Annotated in this window: 15 protein-coding genes and 3 tRNA genes; 8 read left to right on the top strand and 10 right to left on the bottom strand. The window is 64.1% G+C overall.

Features of this window, described 5'->3' with window-relative positions; all coding sequences use genetic code 11:
- The first annotated feature begins 11 nt into the window (after positions 1–11).
- Positions 12–1,811: an ABC transporter ATP-binding protein gene (locus CXR00_RS00155; RefSeq protein ID WP_104052403.1), complete on the top strand. Its 1,800-nt coding sequence runs from the start codon at positions 12–14 to the stop codon at positions 1,809–1,811.
- A gap of 70 nt (positions 1,812–1,881) precedes the next feature.
- On the opposite strand, the gene CXR00_RS00150 is transcribed toward CXR00_RS00155, so the two are convergent.
- The 6 genes from CXR00_RS00150 to bcp all read right to left on the bottom strand — a co-directional run bounded on the left by CXR00_RS00150 (position 1,882) and on the right by bcp (position 7,498).
- Complete coding sequence (locus CXR00_RS00150; RefSeq protein ID WP_104052402.1) at positions 1,882–2,832, bottom strand: ABC transporter permease; 951 nt, start codon at positions 2,830–2,832, stop codon at positions 1,882–1,884.
- On the bottom strand, positions 2,829–3,833 hold the full coding sequence (locus CXR00_RS00145; protein ID WP_104052401.1) for an ABC transporter permease: 1,005 nt from the start codon (positions 3,831–3,833) through the stop codon (positions 2,829–2,831). Before CXR00_RS00145 ends, CXR00_RS00150 begins: the two co-directional genes overlap by 4 nt.
- A 95-nt stretch (positions 3,834–3,928) precedes the next feature.
- Positions 3,929–5,626, bottom strand: coding sequence for an ABC transporter substrate-binding protein (locus CXR00_RS00140; protein WP_104052400.1), 1,698 nt, complete (start codon positions 5,624–5,626; stop codon positions 3,929–3,931).
- 274 nt (positions 5,627–5,900) lie between these two features.
- Positions 5,901–6,602: a fasciclin domain-containing protein gene (locus CXR00_RS00135; protein WP_104052399.1), complete on the bottom strand. Its 702-nt coding sequence runs from the start codon at positions 6,600–6,602 to the stop codon at positions 5,901–5,903.
- Between the two features lie 274 nt (positions 6,603–6,876).
- Positions 6,877–6,961, bottom strand: a tRNA-Leu gene (locus CXR00_RS00130).
- Positions 6,962–7,030: 69 nt separating this feature from the next.
- Positions 7,031–7,498: a thioredoxin-dependent thiol peroxidase gene (bcp, locus tag CXR00_RS00125; protein WP_104052398.1), complete on the bottom strand. Its 468-nt coding sequence runs from the start codon at positions 7,496–7,498 to the stop codon at positions 7,031–7,033.
- A gap of 180 nt (positions 7,499–7,678) precedes the next feature.
- Here bcp and CXR00_RS00120 point away from each other — a divergent pair, with 180 nt between their 5' ends.
- Positions 7,679–8,206 carry a MarR family winged helix-turn-helix transcriptional regulator gene (locus tag CXR00_RS00120; protein WP_308470484.1) on the top strand — a complete coding sequence of 176 codons (528 nt, stop codon included), beginning with the start codon at positions 7,679–7,681 and terminating at the stop codon, positions 8,204–8,206.
- Between the two features lie 245 nt (positions 8,207–8,451).
- Here the strand turns inward: CXR00_RS00120 and CXR00_RS00115 are convergent.
- The 3 genes from CXR00_RS00115 to CXR00_RS00105 all read right to left on the bottom strand — a co-directional run bounded on the left by CXR00_RS00115 (position 8,452) and on the right by CXR00_RS00105 (position 9,297).
- A tRNA-Lys gene (locus CXR00_RS00115) sits at positions 8,452–8,527 on the bottom strand.
- A gap of 266 nt (positions 8,528–8,793) precedes the next feature.
- Positions 8,794–8,869, bottom strand: a tRNA-Lys gene (locus tag CXR00_RS00110).
- Positions 8,870–8,973: 104 nt separating this feature from the next.
- Positions 8,974–9,297, bottom strand: coding sequence for a hypothetical protein (locus CXR00_RS00105; RefSeq protein ID WP_146068434.1), 324 nt, complete (start codon positions 9,295–9,297; stop codon positions 8,974–8,976).
- 143 nt (positions 9,298–9,440) lie between these two features.
- On the opposite strand from CXR00_RS00105, the gene CXR00_RS00100 reads away from it, so the two are divergent.
- Positions 9,441–10,397, top strand: coding sequence for a 2-hydroxyacid dehydrogenase (locus CXR00_RS00100; protein ID WP_104052395.1), 957 nt, complete (start codon positions 9,441–9,443; stop codon positions 10,395–10,397).
- 33 nt (positions 10,398–10,430) lie between these two features.
- Here the strand turns inward: CXR00_RS00100 and CXR00_RS00095 are convergent, their stop codons facing one another.
- Complete coding sequence (locus CXR00_RS00095; protein ID WP_104052394.1) at positions 10,431–10,877, bottom strand: hypothetical protein; 447 nt, start codon at positions 10,875–10,877, stop codon at positions 10,431–10,433.
- A 161-nt stretch (positions 10,878–11,038) separates the two neighbouring features.
- Between CXR00_RS00095 and ilvD the strand changes: the two genes are divergently transcribed.
- The 5 genes from ilvD to serA all read left to right on the top strand — a co-directional run bounded on the left by ilvD (position 11,039) and on the right by serA (position 18,470).
- Positions 11,039–12,742, top strand: a complete 1,704-nt coding sequence (gene ilvD, locus CXR00_RS00090) for a dihydroxy-acid dehydratase (RefSeq protein ID WP_104052393.1) — start codon at positions 11,039–11,041, stop codon at positions 12,740–12,742.
- A gap of 404 nt (positions 12,743–13,146) precedes the next feature.
- A complete protein-coding gene (locus tag CXR00_RS00085; RefSeq protein WP_104052392.1) occupies positions 13,147–15,054 on the top strand; it encodes an acetolactate synthase large subunit in 1,908 nt (635 codons plus the stop codon).
- A gap of 4 nt (positions 15,055–15,058) precedes the next feature.
- A complete protein-coding gene (gene ilvN, locus CXR00_RS00080) occupies positions 15,059–15,574 on the top strand; it encodes an acetolactate synthase small subunit (RefSeq protein ID WP_104052391.1) in 516 nt (171 codons plus the stop codon).
- A gap of 69 nt (positions 15,575–15,643) precedes the next feature.
- Positions 15,644–16,669 carry a ketol-acid reductoisomerase gene (gene ilvC, locus CXR00_RS00075; RefSeq protein ID WP_104052390.1) on the top strand — a complete coding sequence of 342 codons (1,026 nt, stop codon included), beginning with the start codon at positions 15,644–15,646 and terminating at the stop codon, positions 16,667–16,669.
- A gap of 205 nt (positions 16,670–16,874) precedes the next feature.
- A complete protein-coding gene (gene serA / locus CXR00_RS00070; RefSeq protein ID WP_104052389.1) occupies positions 16,875–18,470 on the top strand; it encodes a phosphoglycerate dehydrogenase in 1,596 nt (531 codons plus the stop codon).
- The last annotated feature ends 42 nt before the right edge of the window (positions 18,471–18,512 follow it).

Here is an 18,512-nt window from a genome sequence, read left to right as displayed (position 1 = left end):
AGGATAGGGAAATGACTGAAATCAGCCTTGATTCACCTCTGCTTGAGGTGACGGATCTCGCGGTTAATTTCCGCACCACCGACGGAGAAGTCCAAGCCGTCAAGAACGCCTCCTTTACCTTGCCCCGCGGAGGGACGCTGGCAATTGTGGGGGAGTCGGGTTCCGGCAAATCCACCACAGCCATGGCCGTCATCGGCCTGCTGCCCGGAAACGGCAAGGTGGCCGAGGGCAGCATCCGCTTTGACGGCACGGAACTGGTGGGCCTGCCCGAGGCGAAGATGCGTGCCATCCGGGGACGGTCCATTGGACTGGTGCCCCAGGACCCCATGTCCAACCTGAACCCGGTCACAAAGATTGGCACCCAGGTTGCGGAAACCCTGCTGGTCCACGGCATGGCAACGTCCAAGGACGTGGACCGGAAGGTCATCGAGGTACTGACGGCAGCCGGGCTGCCGGACGCCGCGGAGCGCGCCAAGCAGTATCCGCATGAGTTCTCCGGCGGCATGCGCCAGCGTGCGTTGATCGCCATTGGGCTGGCCTGCCGGCCGCGGCTGCTGATTGCCGACGAGCCCACCTCGGCCCTGGACGTCACTGTGCAGCGGACCATCCTGGACCAGATCGGAAAAATGACCGAGGAGCTGGGAACCTCGGTGCTGCTCATCACGCACGACCTTGGGCTGGCAGCCGAACGCGCCTCGGAGCTTGTCGTGATGCACCGGGGCCTCGTGGTGGAAGCCGGACCCGCGCGTCAGCTGCTGGAGGATCCCCAGCATCCCTACACCCAGTCACTGGTGGCGGCGGCGCCCAGCGTCGCAGCGGTGCGGCTGAGCCCGGGGGCTTTCAAGGCGCCGGCGGCCCAGCGCCTGCGGCTCGCTGAGCAGGTGTACGCCGAACACTCGGACGGAACCAGCACGCCAGTGAACGACGGCGGTGCCCCGGCTGATGCGGTTCCGTCACCGAAGCACAGTGCCGGAGCGACCGCGGCGGGCTCGCCGGAAACCGCGGCACCGGACAACATTGTGGAGATCCGGGATCTGACCAAGGTCTACAAGATCCGCGGCCGTTCCGAGGACTTCTACGCTGCCCGCAACGTCACGCTGGACATTCCCCGCGGGCGTACCGTGGCCATCGTCGGTGAATCCGGCTCCGGCAAGACCACCACAGCCCGGATGCTGCTGAAGCTGGTCGAACCCACCAGCGGCACCATGACTTTTGACGGAATCGACGTCGGGTCCCTGGAGAAGGCCAAGCTGAGGGACTTCCGGCAGCGGGTGCAGCCGATCTTCCAGGATCCGTACTCCTCCCTGGACCCCATGTTCACCATTCAGCGCATCCTGGACGAGCCGCTGAAGACCTACAAGCGGGGTTCCAAGAGCGAGCGCGAGGCCCGCGTGCGCGAGCTGATGGACCAAGTGGCGCTGCCGCATTCCATGCTGGGCCGCTACCCCGCGGAGCTCTCCGGCGGGCAGCGCCAGCGCGTGGCGATTGCGCGTGCTCTGGCGCTCAAGCCGGAACTGATCGTCTGCGACGAGCCGGTCTCTGCCCTGGACGTCCTGGTCCAGGCCCAGATCCTGAAACTGCTGGGGGACCTGCAGGCAGAACTGGGACTGAGCTACCTCTTCATCTCCCATGACCTGGCCGTGGTGCGGCTGATCTCGGACTATGTCTGCGTGATGAAGGACGGTGAACTGGTGGAGGCGGCGTCGTCGGAGGAAGTCTTCTCCAACCCCCGCCACCCGTACACGCGCAAACTGCTGGCTTCGATTCCGGGCAACGAACTGAACATCGAGGAAGACGAACTGGCTTCCTAATCTGCTCGACGAACGAGAAAAGCGCCGCCCCTGTGAACAGGAGCGGCGCTTTTCTCGTGGTGCGGACCGGCTATTTCTTCCGGGTCTTGGGATCCAGGGCCTCCCGCAGGGATTCGCCCAGCAGGGTGAATCCCAGAGCCGTGACGGCGATGCAGATGCCCGGCAGGAACGCCAGCTGCGGTGCCACGGCCAGTTCATTCTGTGCGTAGGTCAGCATCCGCCCCCACTCCGCCGTCTGCGGCTTGCCGCCGCCGAGGCCGAGGAAGGACAGGGCGGCGGCGTCAATGACAGCCGTCGCCAGGGTCAGGGTGCCCTGCACGATCACCGGACCCATGCTGTTGGGCAGCAGATGGCTCATGGTGATGGTGCGCCGGCTCAGGCCCAGGGACTGCGCCGAAAGGATGTAATCGGCGCTGCGCTGGGAAATCATGGACGAGCGCAGCAGGCGGGCGAAGATCGGGATCTGGGAAACACCAATGGCGATCATGATGGCGTAGGTGTTCTGCCCCAGGATGGCGGCAATGCTCACCGCCAGCAGCAGGTTCGGGACGGAGAGCAGGATGTCCACGAAACGCATGATGACGTTGTCCACCCAGCCGCCGATTCCGCCGGCGATGATGCCCAGGAGCATGCCGCCCGCCAGTCCCAGCGCCGTGGAAATGACACCGATGATGAGCGAAGCGCGGGCGCCCCAGATGAGTTTGGACAGGACGTCGCCGCCGAACCGGTCCAGTCCCAGCGGGTAGGCGTCAATGTCGCCGGGCCCGGGGATGGACGTGGGGGTGATGTCCGTCCGTCCCGGAAGATCGTCACCGCCGAACGGTGCCAGTACCGGTGCCAGAATGGCCACCAGGATGAACAGGCCGATAATCACGGCCCCGGCAATGGCCGCCGGATTGCGGCGCAGCCGCTTGAAGGCGGAACGCCACATACCCGTTCCGCGGGTGTCGGCCTGGACCGGCGCTGCGGGCTCGTCGGGGCGGATGGCGCCGCCGGGAGCCGGTGGGAGAACTGTACTCATTGCACCCTCACCCTCGGGTCGATGAAGCCATAGGACACGTCAACAATCAGGTTGATCAATGAATAGGCGATGGCGATGAAAATGATGAATCCCTGCAGCACGGGATAGTCCAGGTTGAAGATGGCATCACGCAGGAATCTGCCGATACCGCTGAAGGCAAACACCGTTTCCGTCAGCACGGCACCGGAAATCAGCAGGCCCGTCTGCAGGCCAATGGTGGTGGTCACCGGAAGCATGGCGTTGCGGAGGACGAACCGGCCGCGGATGGTTTTCTCCATCAGGCCCTTGGCGCGCGCGGTGCGCACATAATCAGCACCCTGGACCTCCAGGACGGAGGCGCGGGTGATGCGCACAATGATCGCCAGCGGGATGGTGCCCAGGGCAATTCCGGGCAGGACCAGGTGCATCAGCGCGTCCCAGGACGCGTCCCATTCCCGGGTTAGCAACCCGTCCAGCACATAAAAGTCCGTGATGTGGGTGGCGTCAATGCGCGGATTCTGCCTGCCGTCCGGGGGAAACCAGGGGAGCTGGATGGCAAAGAGCCACTTCAGGATGAAGGCCAGGAAGAACACCGGGATGGTGATTCCCACGAGCGAAAGCACCACCGAGGAATGATCCCAGAAGCGTCCGTAGTGGGTTGCCGCGAGGTAGCCGAGCGGGATCCCGATGCCGATGGCAAAGATGAGCGCCACCAGGGACAGTTCCAGGGTCGCGGGGAAACGGGTGGCGAATTCCTCCAGCACGGGCCGGCCGGTGACCGTGGAAACGCCGAAGTCGCCCTGCAGGAGCTTGCCGACGTAGACGAAGTACTGCTCCAGAAGGGGGCGGTCAAAGCCGTAGGCGGCGTTGATCCTTGCGATCGCTTCCGGTGTTGCTTTGTCGCCGAGCAGAGCGGTGGCCGGGCCGCCGGGAAGGCTGCGGACCCAGACGAACAACAGGATGGACAAACCGATGAGTGTGGGAATCAGCATGAGAAGACGTTTGCCGATGACTTGCAGCACAGGTGTCCTTTCTCAGCGTGGTAGAGGCGCTGGATGAAGGAAATAGAAACAGTGAAAGGGCCGGGATCTCCGAAGAGACCCCGGCCCTGTGCTGCTTACTTGTTGAGTTCGATCTTGTTGAACACTTCGTCATTCACCGGGCTGGCGGGGTAGGAAACCACGCGCTCGTTGAAGGCGAGTGAGGGAGCCGGGTGTGCCAGCGGAATGGCCGGCACAAACTCGGCGATGTCCTCGTTGATCTGCTCGTAGAGCGGAGTCTGCTCCTCGAGGCTGCTGACCTGGCGGGCTTCCTCCAGGGCATCGAAGATCTCCGGGTTGTTGAACCCGAACTCGGGCTTTTCGCCGCCGAAGAACACACCGACAAAGTTGTCGGTGTCGTTGTAGTCGCCGGTCCAGCCCAGCAGGTGGATGCCGTGGTCTTCGGAGGCCTGGACGCGGTCCAGGTAATCCGGGGACCACTTGTTCGGCTGCGGATTGACGGTGATGCCCACTTCTTCGAGCTGGGCGGTGATGTTGGTGTAGACCTGCTCCGGCGTCGGCATGTACGGGCGGGAAACGCCGGTCGGGTAATTGAAGTCCACGGAGAAGCCGTCCGGGTAGCCGGCCTCGGCCAGCAGGGACTTGGCCTTCTCAGGATCGTATTCGTATTCGGTGACGTCCTCGTTGTAGCCGTTGACGACGTCGGGGATGAACTGGGAGGCCACCTTGGTGCCTTCGGGCAGGGTCTGGTCCACCAGGGCCTGCTTGTCGATGGCGTGAGCGATCGCCTGGCGCACCAGCGGGTTCGCCAGCTCCTCAACCTTCTGGTTCATGCCGAGGTAGAGGATGGTGAACGGCTCGCGGGCCATCACGTTGTACCCGGCGTCGGCCAGCGACTTTGTGTCGGCCGGAGCCACGAGGTCGTAGCCGTCAATGGTGCCGGCCTCGAGGGACTGGCGGCGGGAGTTGGGATCGTCGATGACACGGAAGATGATGTCCGTGACCTGGCCCTGCTCGCCCCAGTAGTCGTCGTAGGCGGAGAGGGTGATCTGGTTGCCGACTTCCCAGTTCTCGAACTTGAAGGGGCCGGTTCCGGTGGGATGGCTCTTGGCGTACTCGGTCAGCGTGGGGGCCTCGGCCGTGCCGGAAGCTTCGTTGGCCGCGTACTGGTCCATCGCCGTCGGGCTCTGCATGGAGAAGGCCGGCAGGGACAGGGCGGCGATGAATCCGGCGAACGGCTTGGCCAGGGTGACTACGGCTTCGGTCTCGCCGGTCGCCTCGCAGGACTCGTAGGTGGCGGTTTCCGGGGTATCGGCGAAGCCCTTGAAGAGCTTGCTGTAGTAGTAGGCAAGGCTCTCGGCCTGCTGGATACCCGTGAAGTTGTACCAGCGGTCAAAGTTGGCGCAAACGGCTTCGGCGTTGAAATCGGTGCCGTCGTGGAAGGTGACGCCGTCCTGCAGCTCGAAGGTGTAGGTCAGGGCGTCCTCGGAAGTCTCCCAGGACTTGGCCAGCAGCGGCTCCGGATCCGCGGTGCCCGGCTTGACGCCCACCAGGCCCTCGAAGATCTGGCGGCTGACGCGGAAGGACTCGCCGTCGGAAGCGAAGGCGGGGTCCAGCGACTTGGGATCCGAGGACGCAGCGAACACAAAGGTTCCGTCAACGTCCGACGACGCCCCGGCGTCGCCCGTTCCTTCGTCGCGCTCGCTCTGGGCACAGCCCGAGAGAATCAGGGCGCTGAGCGCGATCCCTGTGGTGATGGCCGCGGCGCGCCGTTTGGGGCGCGAACCGCTCGTAGATCGGCCGGCATATGACATGGTCGTACTCCTCTGGGGCGAGAGATACCCGTGCGTGTGGCGGGTGCCGTGCGGGGCGTGTCATCCGATGTGTGTCGTGTGACACAAACGTATGGACCAGAGCCTAATGGGTGACCGGGATTCCGACGGTATTTGAACGCCCGGCGGCGCGGTCACAATTCGGTCACACAGGAGGCGGGGCGGGCACACAAAAGGCGGGCACCCGGAGGGGCACCCGCCTTTTGCCCGGCTGCGAAGGTCGGCACAGCCTGCCGGCGCTAACCGGCCGCTTTGGTTACATTCCGGGCATCAGGACGGTGTCCAGCAGGTAAACGGTGGCGTTTTCGGTCTGGACGCCGCCGCAAACCACTGTGGCGTCGTTGACCATGAGGCTGTCTCCGGAACCGGTGACCTCAACTTCTTCGCCGTTGACGGTGGCGTATGAGCCGGACAGTTCATCGGGTGTCATCTGGCCGGGAACCACGTGGTAGGTCAGGATGCTGGAGAGCAGTTCCGGATCAGCCTTCAGCGCCTCAATGGTGGCCGGATCCAGCTTGGCAAAGGCATCATCGGTGGGGGCGAAGACGGTGAACTCGGAGCCGTTGAGGGTGTCCACGAGATTCACATCCGGGTTTAGCTCGCCGGAGACCGCAGACGTGAGGGTGGTGAGCATGGGGTTGTTGGAAGCGGCGGTGACCACCGGATCAAGGGACATTCCTTCAATGGAGCCGGCGCCTTCGGGAACGGCCGCTGTGTAGTCGGCGCAGCTGGCGCCCACCAGGTTGGCCGCCGGGTCAGCGTTCATGGACTCGCTGGCGCCGGGGTCGGAGCTCATGGATTCCGAAGCCGAGGGGGACATGCTGGACTCTGATGCCATGCCTGATTCGGAACTCGTTGATGAGGTGTCGGTGGAGTCGGTGCTGCAGGCGGCCATGCCCAGCATGGAGACAGCGGCGATTCCGAGGATGGACATGTTTCGGCGGGTTTTGAAAGCCATGATTTTCTCCTTCTGGCGAGAGCCCCCGTTGCGGCGGAACCTCGTGGTTGGTGTGAACACCTCTTGGTGCGAGGTCTCAGAAGGTCTTCGGCCGGACTCCGGAGCCGGATGGGTGGAACACCGGAAAAGTTTTGACCCGCGTCACAGGCTGCGGGCGGCCGGGGGAGGAAGGGGGGGCAGGAGGGGCAAGGGCAAAAGAAAACACCCCGGTCCGAAGACCGGGGTGTTACCTGTGTCGCGACTCATCCGGAAACGATGTCTCGACGATTCCCTTTGGTGCGCGAGGAGGGACTTGAACCCACACGTCCGAAGACACTGGAACCTAAATCCAGCGCGTCTACCAATTCCGCCACTCGCGCGCACTGCTTTCAGGATGTTGCCGCAGTTGTTGCGCAAAGCCCTAAAACCAGCCTCCAGTGTACCCGAGGTTAGGCGAGTCCCAGATCACGGGATAGTTTGGCAACGTGGCCGGTGGCTTTCACGTTGTACTGTGCGAGGGAGACTTTGCCTTCCGGGTCCACCACCACGGTTGACCGGATCAGGCCCTCATAGGTCTTGCCGTAGTTCTTTTTCTCGCCCCAGGCTCCGTATGCTTCGGCCACGGCGTGGTCGGGATCGGAAAGCAGGGGGAAGTTGAGGTTCTCCGCCTCGGCAAACTTCTCCAGCTTGGGCACCGGGTCCGGAGAGATGCCGACGACGGCGTACCCGGCGTCCTGCAGGCTGTTCAGGTTGTCCCGGAAGTCGCAGGCTTCCTTGGTGCAGCCCGGGGTGGCGGCGGCGGGGTAGAAGTACACGATGGTGCTGCGTCCGCGGAATCCGGAGAGCGACACGGAAGTCGAGTTTGTGGCCGGAAGGGTGAAGTCCGGGGCTGTTTCACCGGGGGACAGGCGGGTCATAGGTCTCTCCTTGGTATCAATGCGCGGCTCACCACGCCTCGGCGAGACAGTGGGAGGCCATGGTGACTATCATAGTAGGTGGTGGATTTGCAGGTTATCCGATCGGCCGATGCCTCCTCACCCTGAAAGGAAGAGTTCTGTTTTATGCCCGATATGGAGCACTGGCCCACTGGTCGCCTCTTGTCTACGGCCGCACGTCTGGTCGAACATGCCTGGAATGAGAGGCTGGTCCGGATAGGTGTCACCCACGCGGGAGTGATCGCGCTTGGAGTCCTTGAATCCCAGGGACCCATGACGCAGGCACGCCTTGCGCAAATTGTCCGTGTGCAGGCGCAGACCATGGGTAAGACTCTCTCCCGGCTTGAAGCTCACGGACACGTAACCCGCGTCCGCAATGACCTGGACCGCCGCAGCCACATGGTGTCCATTACCCCGCAGGGCCATGAAGCGCTGCAGGAAGCCCAGGATATTGAGCGCACGCTGACCGAGGGCCAGGAACTCATGTCGCCCGAACTGCGCGGACAGCTGCGCAACGTTATCCGCGAGCTGGGCAATTCCCGGTGGCAACTTGCCGTGGATGTACCCGGGCTGCCTATTCCGGCGGTGGCCCCGGAGGAAATTGAAGCCATTGCAGCTCCGACCGATCCGGCGGGCGAGGTCCAGAGCGAGGCGTCCGGCAAAACCGAAGGCGTTGAGGCGGGAAAATAACCCCGGGCCTGGTATCTCTGAGGTAACAATTACAGGAAGGCACGCACCCTGACGGGAAGCGTGCCTTTCCTGTTTAAAGCCAGCCGGTCCGGTTAAAGCCAGCCGGTACGGGTTGCCGGCGGCGGGAGGGTTCAAAAGAGGCGGGGGTCGTGCCGACCAACACCCTGTGCCGACCAACACCCTGCCAACCAAAAAAGGAGAGCGGCCCCGCCGGTATTCACCGGACAGAACCGCTCTCCTTGACGTGGTGCACCCCCCGGGACTTGAACCCGGAACCCTCTGATTAAGAGTCAGATGCTCTGCCAATTGAGCTAGAGGTGCATCTTGCCGGGACGCCGTACCGCCGGTCAGACCGGCGATTTGTCATCCGCAACGACAGACAACATTACCAGCCTTTTTCCCCGACCGCGAACGCGGGGGCGTGGAATCGGGCAATTGAGACGCAGTTCATACGGCGTCCCTGCATTCGCGGTATACGGCGAGCAGCGGGTGCGCAGCTTGACCGGTACGGGGTGCGCCGGAGATCTCCCGGACAAAAGAAAAACCCCGGCTGTTTGGTCATAATGCCAAACAGCCGGGGTTCTCATTGGTGCACCCCCCGGGACTTGAACCCGGAACCCTCTGATTAAGAGTCAGATGCTCTGCCAATTGAGCTAGAGGTGCATTTGTCTCAGAGTGTCAACCGTGCTTTTTTGCTCGATTTGCTCTCCGCAACGACATGAAACATTACCAGTACTTCCGGGGAAAAGAGAAATCGGGTGGAAATTTCAGGGATTGGGCGTACCTGCCTTCCTATGTCGGCCCGCCGGAACCACGAGTTCGAGCGGACTGCCGTCCCAATCCGCACTGTTATCAACAATCCACGTTCGGGTGGGAAGTCCGGGGGCGCCGGAAGCCGGCTCGTCCGGGTCCTCCGGGTCCTGCGCGGCAGTGGCTGAAACGGTGTCCCGGGGGACCGGGGTGACCGGGAGGCCGCCGGCCTGCTCCACTACCTTGTTGTTCAGGAGCCGCTTCAGCAGGGCAAAAGCGGCACCGGCACTCAGTCCGGCAGCGGCAGCTGCGGACGTTGTAAGCCGAGACAAGCGTTTCACTCAACCCGCCCTTCCACTGGTGTGCCGCAGCAGGCATGGCCCGCGGGGACAACAACACTGAACCGGTCTTCGACGTTACGGCGGCGCCGCAGCGGTGTCCAGAGTGCACGGTGCGGAGCAGCCCCGGGGCTAGGCTGTCAGGCATGAATGAGCAATTCCGCCCCGTCCGCACCCTGACCGTGCCCAGCGAAGATCTCCTCGATGCGCTGGAACCTTTGCCTGACGGCTTCCGCGCCGGCGTCTGGGACCTGGTGGGGGAGCCCGGCGGGCTAACCTACGGCGAGATTGACGCCGTCGTCCTGCCGTACGCGGCCGGAAACGATTGGGGCGAGCCACTGGGCCGCGTACCCAACCTCAGGATGATTCAGGCCCAGACCACCGGATATGACGGGCTGCCGGAGCTCGCCGGCCCCGGCGTTGCCGTCGCCAGCGCTGCGGGCGTCCATGCGGCCGGGACCGCGGAGCTTGCTCTGACCCTGATGCTGGCCAGTCTGCGCGGAGTTGATGACGCCGTGCGCAATGCGCAGACCGGCACGTGGGGCAGCAGGCGTTACCGCGGACTGGCCGACTCCAGGGTGTTGATGGTGGGCGTGGGCGGAATCGGATCCGCCATCGCGCGCCGGCTGGAGCCCTTCGAAGTTGAACTCACCCGGGTGGGAAGCCGGGCACGCACCGATGAGCACGGATTGGTGCACGGGGTCGATGAACTGGCCGAACTCGCTGCCACAGCGGATGTCCTGGTGGTCATCACACCGCTGAACGAGCAAACGCGGCACCTCATTGGCCGTGACGTCCTGGCGGCGCTGCCTGACGGGGCGCTGGTTGTGAACGTGGCGCGCGGCGCCGTCGTTGATACGGACGCGCTCACTGCGGAGGTGGTCTCGGGCCGTTTGTCAGCGGCGCTCGACGTCGTCGATCCGGAGCCGCTGCCGGCGGATCATCCGCTGTGGAAGGCACCCAACGCGATCATCACCCCGCATGTCGGAGGAAACACCGAGGCCTTTGTGCGGCGCATCCGCAAGCTGCTCAAAGAACAGGCGGACCGGCTGGCCCGGGGTGAGGAACCAATGAACCTTGTCCTGCGGGGGCCGTGGGCTTGAGCCTGCCGGGGCCGGGCGCGGCCAGGCACCGCGTCAGGCCAGAGTCAGGAAGTGGTCGAGAAAAGCGCTGAAATCCTCCAGGTCTCCGGCCTGTTCGATGATCCGGCGCTCTCCGCCGTCGCTGTTTTTTGGCAGCAAAGCCGTGGACAGCACCCGGAACCGGAAAAGGCGCCCGGTGTTCGTTCCCACTTCGTAGTCTCCTGAATTCACTTCATCCGTGTGGGAGAGGTTGGTCGAATTGACTGCGGTGGGAGCTTCCGTGCCGGCCAGCGTTTCGGGATCGAACGGCGCGAACACCAGCTCTGCGGGGCGCCACCGGTAACCCACCACATAGTAGGTTTCGGCGTCGTCTCCGCCCGGGACGGCGCAGACCAGGTTGTAGTCCCCATAGTTGGGGATCTGAGATTCAAACACATGCCGGAGCACAGCCTTGATGTCATCGCTTGAGGGCTGGTCGCGGAATTCTGGTGCCGAAGTCATTTGCCCAGTCTATGAACATCAGCCCCGGAGAATGGAAGCCCGCCACGGCAACGCCTTGGTTGGTCATCCACTTGTCACGTGCTCTTCACGCGCCGTAACAACCGGGGCATGCATCCGTCACATGCCCCGGAACGGCCTCCGATAGGTCCTAAGATCGGAACATGAGTGTGGAGAATACCCCTGACATCAAACCCCGCAGCCGAGTCGTCACGGACGGGATCCATGCAGCCCCGGCCCGCGGCATGTTCCGGGCCGTCGGAATGGGGGACGACGATTTCGCAAAGCCGCAGATCGGCGTCGCCAGTTCCTGGAATGAAATCACCCCCTGCAACCTGTCCCTGAACCGCCTGGCCCAGGGTGCCAAGGAAGGCGTCCACGCCGGCGGCGGTTTCCCCATGCAGTTCGGCACCATCTCGGTGTCCGACGGCATTTCCATGGGACATGAGGGCATGCACTTCTCCCTGGTGTCGCGTGAAGTCATCGCCGACTCCGTGGAAACCGTGATGATGGCCGAGCGCCTGGACGGATCGATCCTCCTGGCCGGCTGCGACAAGTCCCTGCCCGGCATGCTGATGGCTGCCGCGCGGCTGGATCTCTCCAGCGTCTTCCTGTACGCCGGTTCCATCATGCCCGGCTTCGCCAAGATGGAAGACGGCACCGAGCGGGAAGTGACGCTCATCGACGCCTTTGAAGCTGTGGGTGCCTGCGCCGCCGGCAAGATGAGCCTCAAGGACCTGGACACCATCGAACGTGCCATCTGCCCGGGCGAAGGCGCCTGCGGCGGCATGTACACAGCCAACACCATGGCCTGCATCGGTGAAGCACTGGGTATGTCCCTTCCCGGTTCCGCCGCGCCGCCCTCGGCCGACCGCCGGCGCGACGAGTTCGCCCGCAAGTCCGGCGAAGCCGTGGTCAACCTGCTGCGCAAGGGCATCACCGCCCGCGACATCATGACCAAAAAGGCCTTCGAAAACGCCATCGCCGTCACCATGGCCTTCGGCGGTTCCACCAACGCCGTCCTGCACCTGCTGGCCATCGCCCGCGAAGCTCATGTAGACCTCACGCTCGAGGACTTCAACCGCATCGGTGACCGGATTCCGCACTTGGGGGACCTGAAGCCCTTCGGCCGGTACGTGATGCACGACGTCGACAAGATCGGCGGCGTGCCGGTGATCATGAAGGCACTGCTCGACGCCGGCCTGATCCACGGCGACTGCCTCACCGTCACGGGCAAGACCGTTGCGGAAAACCTGGCCTCCATCAATCCGCCGGATCCCGACGGCAAGGTCCTGCGCGCCATGGACAACCCCATCCACAAGACCGGCGGCATCACCATCCTGCACGGTTCCATGGCACCGGAAGGCGCCGTCGTGAAGAGCGCCGGCTTTGACGCCGACGTCTTCGAAGGCACCGCCCGCGTGTTCGAACGTGAACAGGGTGCACTGGATGCCTTGGACAACGGAGAAATCCACGCCGGCGACGTCGTCGTCATCCGCTACGAGGGCCCCAAGGGCGGACCGGGCATGCGCGAAATGCTTGCCATCACCGGTGCCATTAAGGGAGCGGGCCTGGGCAAGGACGTCCTGCTGCTCACCGACGGCCGGTTCTCCGGCGGCACCACGGGCCTGTGCATCGGCCATGTGGCGCCGGAAGCGGTCGACGGCGGTCCCATTGCCTTCGTGAAGGACGGCGACCGGATCCGCGTGGACATCGCCGCGCGCAGCTTCGACCTGCTGGTCGACGAGTCCGAGCTGGAAGCGCGCAAGGTTGGCTGGAAGCCGCTGCCGGGCAAGTTCACCACCGGCGTGCTGGGCAAGTACACCAAACTGGTTAACTCTGCCTCCACCGGCGCTTACTGCGGTTGAAAACCCTCCCCAGGCAGCAGGCGCCGGAGCGCCTGCTGCCTGGGGCCCCTTAGGGTTTTCAACCTTATTAAGCCCTGCCGCCTTGGGCGGGCAGGGAACCAGGGGAACTGGGCGTCCAAAGAACGGACACGTTGTCCACATAATGAGACGGAAGTCTCATAAGTTTGACACCCCCGCAGGGGACGGGAAGACTGAAGGGCATGCAGATCGTACCCGTCGTCCTTATCAAGCGCGTGGCCTAACCGCCGAGCTTGCAAGAACGTCACGCGCGAACCCCTACGGAGCCAACCGGCACGAGGGGTTTTTTTATTGGCTTCAGACAAAGCAGAAAAGCCGTCCCGGGCTAATCGTCCGGGCGGCCGCCGCAGCAGATCACATGAATAAGTATCCGTAAGGAAGAATTTATGAGTAAGGGATCGCCAATCAGCCCGTCGCTGATGGCCAACAAGGCCAGCGTTGCCGCCAAGGCAGCCGCTGCCAAGACGCGTGATGTTGCCTCTTCCGTTTCCGTTCCGTCCGAAGCCGTGGACACCCGGGTGCAGGGCTCCAACAATGTTGTTCCGCCCACCGAGATGACCGGCTCCAAGGCTATTGTCCGGGCGCTGGAAGAGCTGGGCGTTGAGGACATCTTCGGCCTGCCCGGCGGCGCAATCCTTCCGACGTATGACCCGCTCATGGATTCCACCAAGCTCCGGCACATCCTGGTCCGCCACGAACAGGGAGCCGGACACGCCGCAGAGGGTTACGCCATGGTTACCGGCCGTGCCGGCGTCTGCATCGCCACGTCCGGGCCCGGCGCCACCAACCTGGTGACCGCCCTCGCAGACGCACACATGGACTCGGTTCCCATGGTTGCCATCACGGGCCAGGTCTCCAGCGCCTTCATCGGCAGCGACGCCTTCCAGGAAGCGGACATCGTGGGCATCACCATGCCCATCACCAAGCATTCCTACCTGGTCACCAACGCGGATGACATCCCCCGGATCCTGGCCGAGGCCTTCCACATTGCCACCAGCGGCCGCCCCGGACCGGTGCTGGTGGACATCTCCAAGGACGCCCAGCAGGCCAAGACCATGTTCTCCTGGCCGCCCCGGATTGACCTGCCCGGCTACCGCACCGTGGTGCGCGGCCACGCCAAGCAGGTGCGCGAAGCCGCACGCCTGATCGCGGCGTCGCACCGTCCCGTGTTCTACGTTGGCGGCGGCGTGCTGAAGGCCGATGCCTCTGCAGAGCTGCTGGAACTGGCAGAGCTGGTGGGTGCGCCCGTCGTCACCACGCTGCAGGCCCGCGGCGTCTTCCCCGATTCGCACCGTCAGCACGCGGGCATGCCCGGCATGCACGGTTCCGTCTCGGCGGTCACGGCCCTGCAGCAGTCGGACCTGCTTATCACCCTCGGTGCCCGCTTCGATGACCGCGTCACCGGTGTGCTGTCCTCCTTTGCCCCCGGGGCGAAGGTCATCCACGCGGACATCGACCCCGCCGAAATCTCCAAGAACCGGCCTGCGGACGTGCCGATTGTGGGCTCGGTCAAGGAGATCCTCCCTGAACTGTCCGACGCCGTACGCGCTCAGTTCGCCGTCGAGCGCCCCGACATTGCCCCCTGGTGGGAAGTCATCGACCGCCTGCGCGAGATCTACCCCATGGGTTACAGCGAACCCGAGGACGGCCACATTGCCCCGCAGAAGGTCATCGAGCGCATCGGTGCGCTCACCGGGCCGGAAGGCGTGTACGTGGCCGGCGTGGGCCAGCACCAGATGTGGGCCGCCCAGTTCATCAAGTACGAACGTCCCCGCGCCTGGCTGAACTCCGGCGGGCTGGGCACCATGGGCTATTCGGTGCCCGCAGCCATGGGCGCCAAGGTCGGCAACCCGGACCGCGTGGTCTGGGCCATCGACGGCGACGGCTGCTTCCAGATGACCAACCAGGAACTGGCCACCTGCCTGATCAACAAGATCCCGATCAAGGTTGCCATCATCAACAACTCCTCCCTGGGCATGGTGCGGCAGTGGCAGACCCTCTTCTACGAGTCCCGCTACTCCAACACGGACCTGAACACGGGCCATGACACCGTCCGCGTTCCGGACTTCGTGAAGCTTGCGGACGCCTACGGCTGCGCCGGACTGCGGTGCGAGCGCGAAGAGGACATTGACGATACGATCCGCCAGGCCCTGGCGATCAACGACCGCCCGGTGGTCATTGACTTTGTGGTCAGCCGCGACTCAATGGTGTGGCCGATGGTTCCCTCCGGCGTTTCCAATGACCTGATCCAGATTGCCCGCAACATGACACCCACCTGGGAAGAGGAGGACTAGGGCCATGGCACGCCACACCCTTTCCGTACTGGTTGAAGACGTTCCCGGTGTCCTGACCCGCGTCGCGTCCCTGTTTGCCCGCCGGGCATTCAACATCAATTCTTTGGCTGTCGGCCCCTCGGAGGTGCCGGGACTGTCCCGCATCACCGTGGTGGTCGAGGCCGAGGGTGACCTGCTGGAACAGGTCACCAAACAACTGAACAAGCTCGTCAATGTCATCAAGATTGTTGAGCTGGTTCCCGAGTCTTCCGTGCAACGCGACCACATCTTGGTCAAGGTTCGCGCGGATGCCGCAACCCGGCTGCAGGTAACCCAGGCAGCCGAGCTGTTCCGTTCTTCAGTGGTTGACGTGTCCACCGACTCGCTGATCGTTGAAGCCACAGGCACCGCCGAAAAGCTCAATGCACTCCTTGCAGTGCTTGAACCCTTTGGCATCCGCGAAATAGTTCAATCCGGAACGCTGGCCATCGGCCGCGGCTCCAAGTCCATGGGCGACCGCGCGCACCTGCGCACCGCCTAGGCCTTCGCTGCAGTTCCGCTTCAAACCTTTATCCAAGAACCCAGCAACAAACTTCAGTAGGAGAACACTGTGACTGACATGTATTACGACGACGACGCCGACCTGTCCATCATCCAGGGACGTACCGTCGCGGTCATCGGCTACGGAAGCCAGGGCCACGCCCACGCTCTCAGCCTGCGCGATTCCGGCGTTGACGTCCGCGTTGGCCTCAAGGAAGGCTCGAAGTCCCGCGCCAAGGCCGAAGCTGAGGGCCTGCGTGTCCTCAGCGTTGCCGACGCCGTTGCCGAGGCTGACCTCATCATGGTGCTCACCCCGGACCAGGTCCAGCGCTTCGTGTACGCCGAGGAGATCGCCCCGAACCTGCAGGCCGGCGACGCCCTGTTCTTCGGCCACGGCTTCAACATCCGTTACGGCTACATCCAGCCGCCGGCGGACGTCGACGTCGCGCTGGTTGCCCCCAAGGGTCCGGGCCACATTGTGCGCCGCGAATTCGAAGCCGGCCGCGGTGTTCCCGACCTCATCGCCGTCGAGCAGAACCCCTCCGGCAAGGCCAAGGAACTGGCCCTGTCCTACGCCAAGGCCATTGGCGGCACCCGCGCCGGCGTCATCGAGACCACCTTCACCGAAGAGACCGAAACTGACCTCTTCGGCGAGCAGGCTGTCCTCTGCGGCGGTGCATCACAGCTGATCCAGTACGGCTTCGAGACCCTGACCGAGGCCGGCTACAAGCCCGAGGTCGCGTACTTCGAGGTGCTGCACGAGCTCAAGCTCATTGTTGACCTGATGGTCGAAGGCGGCATCGCCAAGCAGCGCTGGAGCGTTTCGGACACCGCCGAGTACGGCGACTACGTTTCCGGACCCCGCGTCATTGACGAGAGCGTGAAGGAAAACATGAAGGCCGTCCTGGCGGACATCCAGAACGGTGCCTTCGCCAAGCGCTTCATCGATGACCAGGACGCCGACGCTACGGAGTTCAAGGCACTGCGCCAGAAGGGCGAAGACCACCCGATCGAGGCCACCGGCCGCGAACTGCGCAAGCTCTTCTCCTGGATCAAGTCCGACGACGATTACACCGAAGGCTCCGTCTCCCGCTAGGCAGATCCCGCTAAACGGAGGCCGGTAACCTGCCGGTAACACAGGGCACACGATTGAGTGCGCCCAACAGCGAAACGATAAGCTCGCAAGAGCAAGCCGTTTCGGTAAAGAGGCCGGGCCCGGTTGAACGGGTCCGGCCTCTTTGCGCAGAAAAGGGTTTCACCAAGATCCCCACCAGAATCCACCACAGCTAAAGAGGTCACCGGTGACAGCCACCAAGCCCGTCGTACTTATTGCGGAAGAACTTTCCCCGGCCACAGTCCAGGCCCTGGGTCCGGACTTTGAGATCCGTTCCACCAACGGAGCGGACCGGACGCAGCTGCTCTCCGCCATTGCGGACGTGGATGCCATCCTGGTGCGCTCGGCCACCCAGGTGGACGCCGAAGCCATCGCTGCCGCGAAGAACCTCAAGGTCATTGCCCGGGCCGGTGTCGGCCTGGACAACGTGGACATCAAGGCCGCCACCCAGGCCGGTGTCATGGTGGTCAACGCCCCGACGTCGAACATCATCTCCGCCGCGGAACTGACCGTCGGCCACATCCTTTCGCTGGCCCGCCACATTCCGCAGGCCAGTGCAGCCCTCAAGGGCGGCGAGTGGAAGCGCTCCAAGTACTCCGGCATTGAGCTGTTCGAAAAGAAGATCGGCATCATCGGCCTGGGCCGCATCGGAGCCCTGGTGGCCGCCCGGCTGCAGGGCTTCGGCACCGAAATCCTCGCCTATGACCCGTACATCACCCCGGCCCGCGCCGCCCAGCTGAATGTCCGCCTGGTGACGCTGGACGAGCTGCTGGAGCAGGCTGACTTTGTCACCATCCACATGCCCAAGACCCCCGAGACGGTGGGGATGCTCGGCGCCGAGGCCTTCGACAAGATGAAGGACACCGCCTACGTGGTGAACGTGGCCCGCGGCGGCCTGGTGGATGAGGATGCCCTCTACACCGCGCTGACCGAGGGCAAGATCGCCGGTGCCGGTGTGGACGTCTTCGTGAAGGAACCCTCCACCGACCTGCCGTTCCAGGCTCTGGACAATGTCATTGTCACCCCTCATCTGGGCGCCTCCACCGAGGAAGCCCAGGAAAAGGCCGGCGTCTCCGTCGCCAAATCGGTCCGCCTGGCCCTCGCCGGCGAACTGGTGCCCGACGCCGTGAACGTGGCCGGCGGCATCATCGCCGAGGACGTCCGCCCGGGCATCCCGCTGATCGAAAAGCTGGGACGCATCTTCACCGCGCTCTCCTCCGACTCCGTCACCGCCATCGACATTGAGGTGGCCGGCGAGATCGCCGCGCTGGACGTCAAGGCCCTGGAACTGGCAGCACTCAAGGGCATCTTCACGGACATCGTCTCCGAGCAGGTCTCCTACGTGAACGCTCCGGTCCTGGCCGAGCAGCGCGGCATCGAGGTGCGCCTGCTCAAGACCTCCGAGGTGGACGACTACCGCAACGTGCTCACCATCCGCGGCGCACTCTCGGACGGCACCCAGCTGGAGGTTGCCGGCACCCTGACCGGACCGAAGCAGATCGAAAAGCTCGTGGGCGTCAACGGCTACGAGGTGGAAATCCCGATCAGCGAGCACCTGCTGGTGCTCATCTACGCCGACCGTCCCGGCGTCATCGGCGCCCTGGGCCGGGTCCTGGGGGAGAAGAACATCAACATTGCCGGCATGCAGGTGGCCCGCAACACCGAGGGCGGCCAGGCCCTGTCACTGCTGACCGTGGATTCCTCCGTTCCGCAGGACGTGCTGGAAACACTGCGCACCGAAATCGGTGCCACCGTGGTCCGCGAGGTTGACCTGCAGGGCTGACAGCCCTGCCGGGTCCGCCCAGGGTAGGAGGCGCCTGGCACG

The sequence above is a fragment of the Arthrobacter sp. 9E16 genome, from assembly GCF_002929435.1.
Taxonomy (GTDB): Bacteria; Actinomycetota; Actinomycetes; order Actinomycetales; family Micrococcaceae; genus Arthrobacter_B; species Arthrobacter_B sunyaminii.
The sequence above is the reverse complement of the archived record's forward strand: the minus strand, read 5'-3'. Positions and strand labels throughout refer to the sequence as shown.

Excerpts from the sequence above, each read along its gene's own strand:
- CXR00_RS00150 (WP_104052402.1), bottom strand. The coding sequence starts at position 2,832 with ATGAGTACAGTTCTCCCACCGGCTCCCGGCGGCGCCATCCGCCCCGAC.
- CXR00_RS00100 (WP_104052395.1), top strand. The coding sequence starts at position 9,441 with ATGAATGAGCAATTCCGCCCCGTCCGCACCCTGACCGTGCCCAGCGAA.
- ilvD (WP_104052393.1), top strand. The coding sequence starts at position 11,039 with ATGAGTGTGGAGAATACCCCTGACATCAAACCCCGCAGCCGAGTCGTC.
- bcp (WP_104052398.1), bottom strand. The coding sequence starts at position 7,498 with ATGACCCGCCTGTCCCCCGGTGAAACAGCCCCGGACTTCACCCTTCCG.
- CXR00_RS00095 (WP_104052394.1), bottom strand. The coding sequence starts at position 10,877 with ATGACTTCGGCACCAGAATTCCGCGACCAGCCCTCAAGCGATGACATC.
- CXR00_RS00155 (WP_104052403.1), top strand. The coding sequence starts at position 12 with ATGACTGAAATCAGCCTTGATTCACCTCTGCTTGAGGTGACGGATCTC.
- CXR00_RS00085 (WP_104052392.1), top strand. The coding sequence starts at position 13,147 with ATGAGTAAGGGATCGCCAATCAGCCCGTCGCTGATGGCCAACAAGGCC.
- CXR00_RS00135 (WP_104052399.1), bottom strand. The coding sequence starts at position 6,602 with ATGGCTTTCAAAACCCGCCGAAACATGTCCATCCTCGGAATCGCCGCT.
- CXR00_RS00140 (WP_104052400.1), bottom strand. The coding sequence starts at position 5,626 with ATGTCATATGCCGGCCGATCTACGAGCGGTTCGCGCCCCAAACGGCGC.
- ilvN (WP_104052391.1), top strand. The coding sequence starts at position 15,059 with ATGGCACGCCACACCCTTTCCGTACTGGTTGAAGACGTTCCCGGTGTC.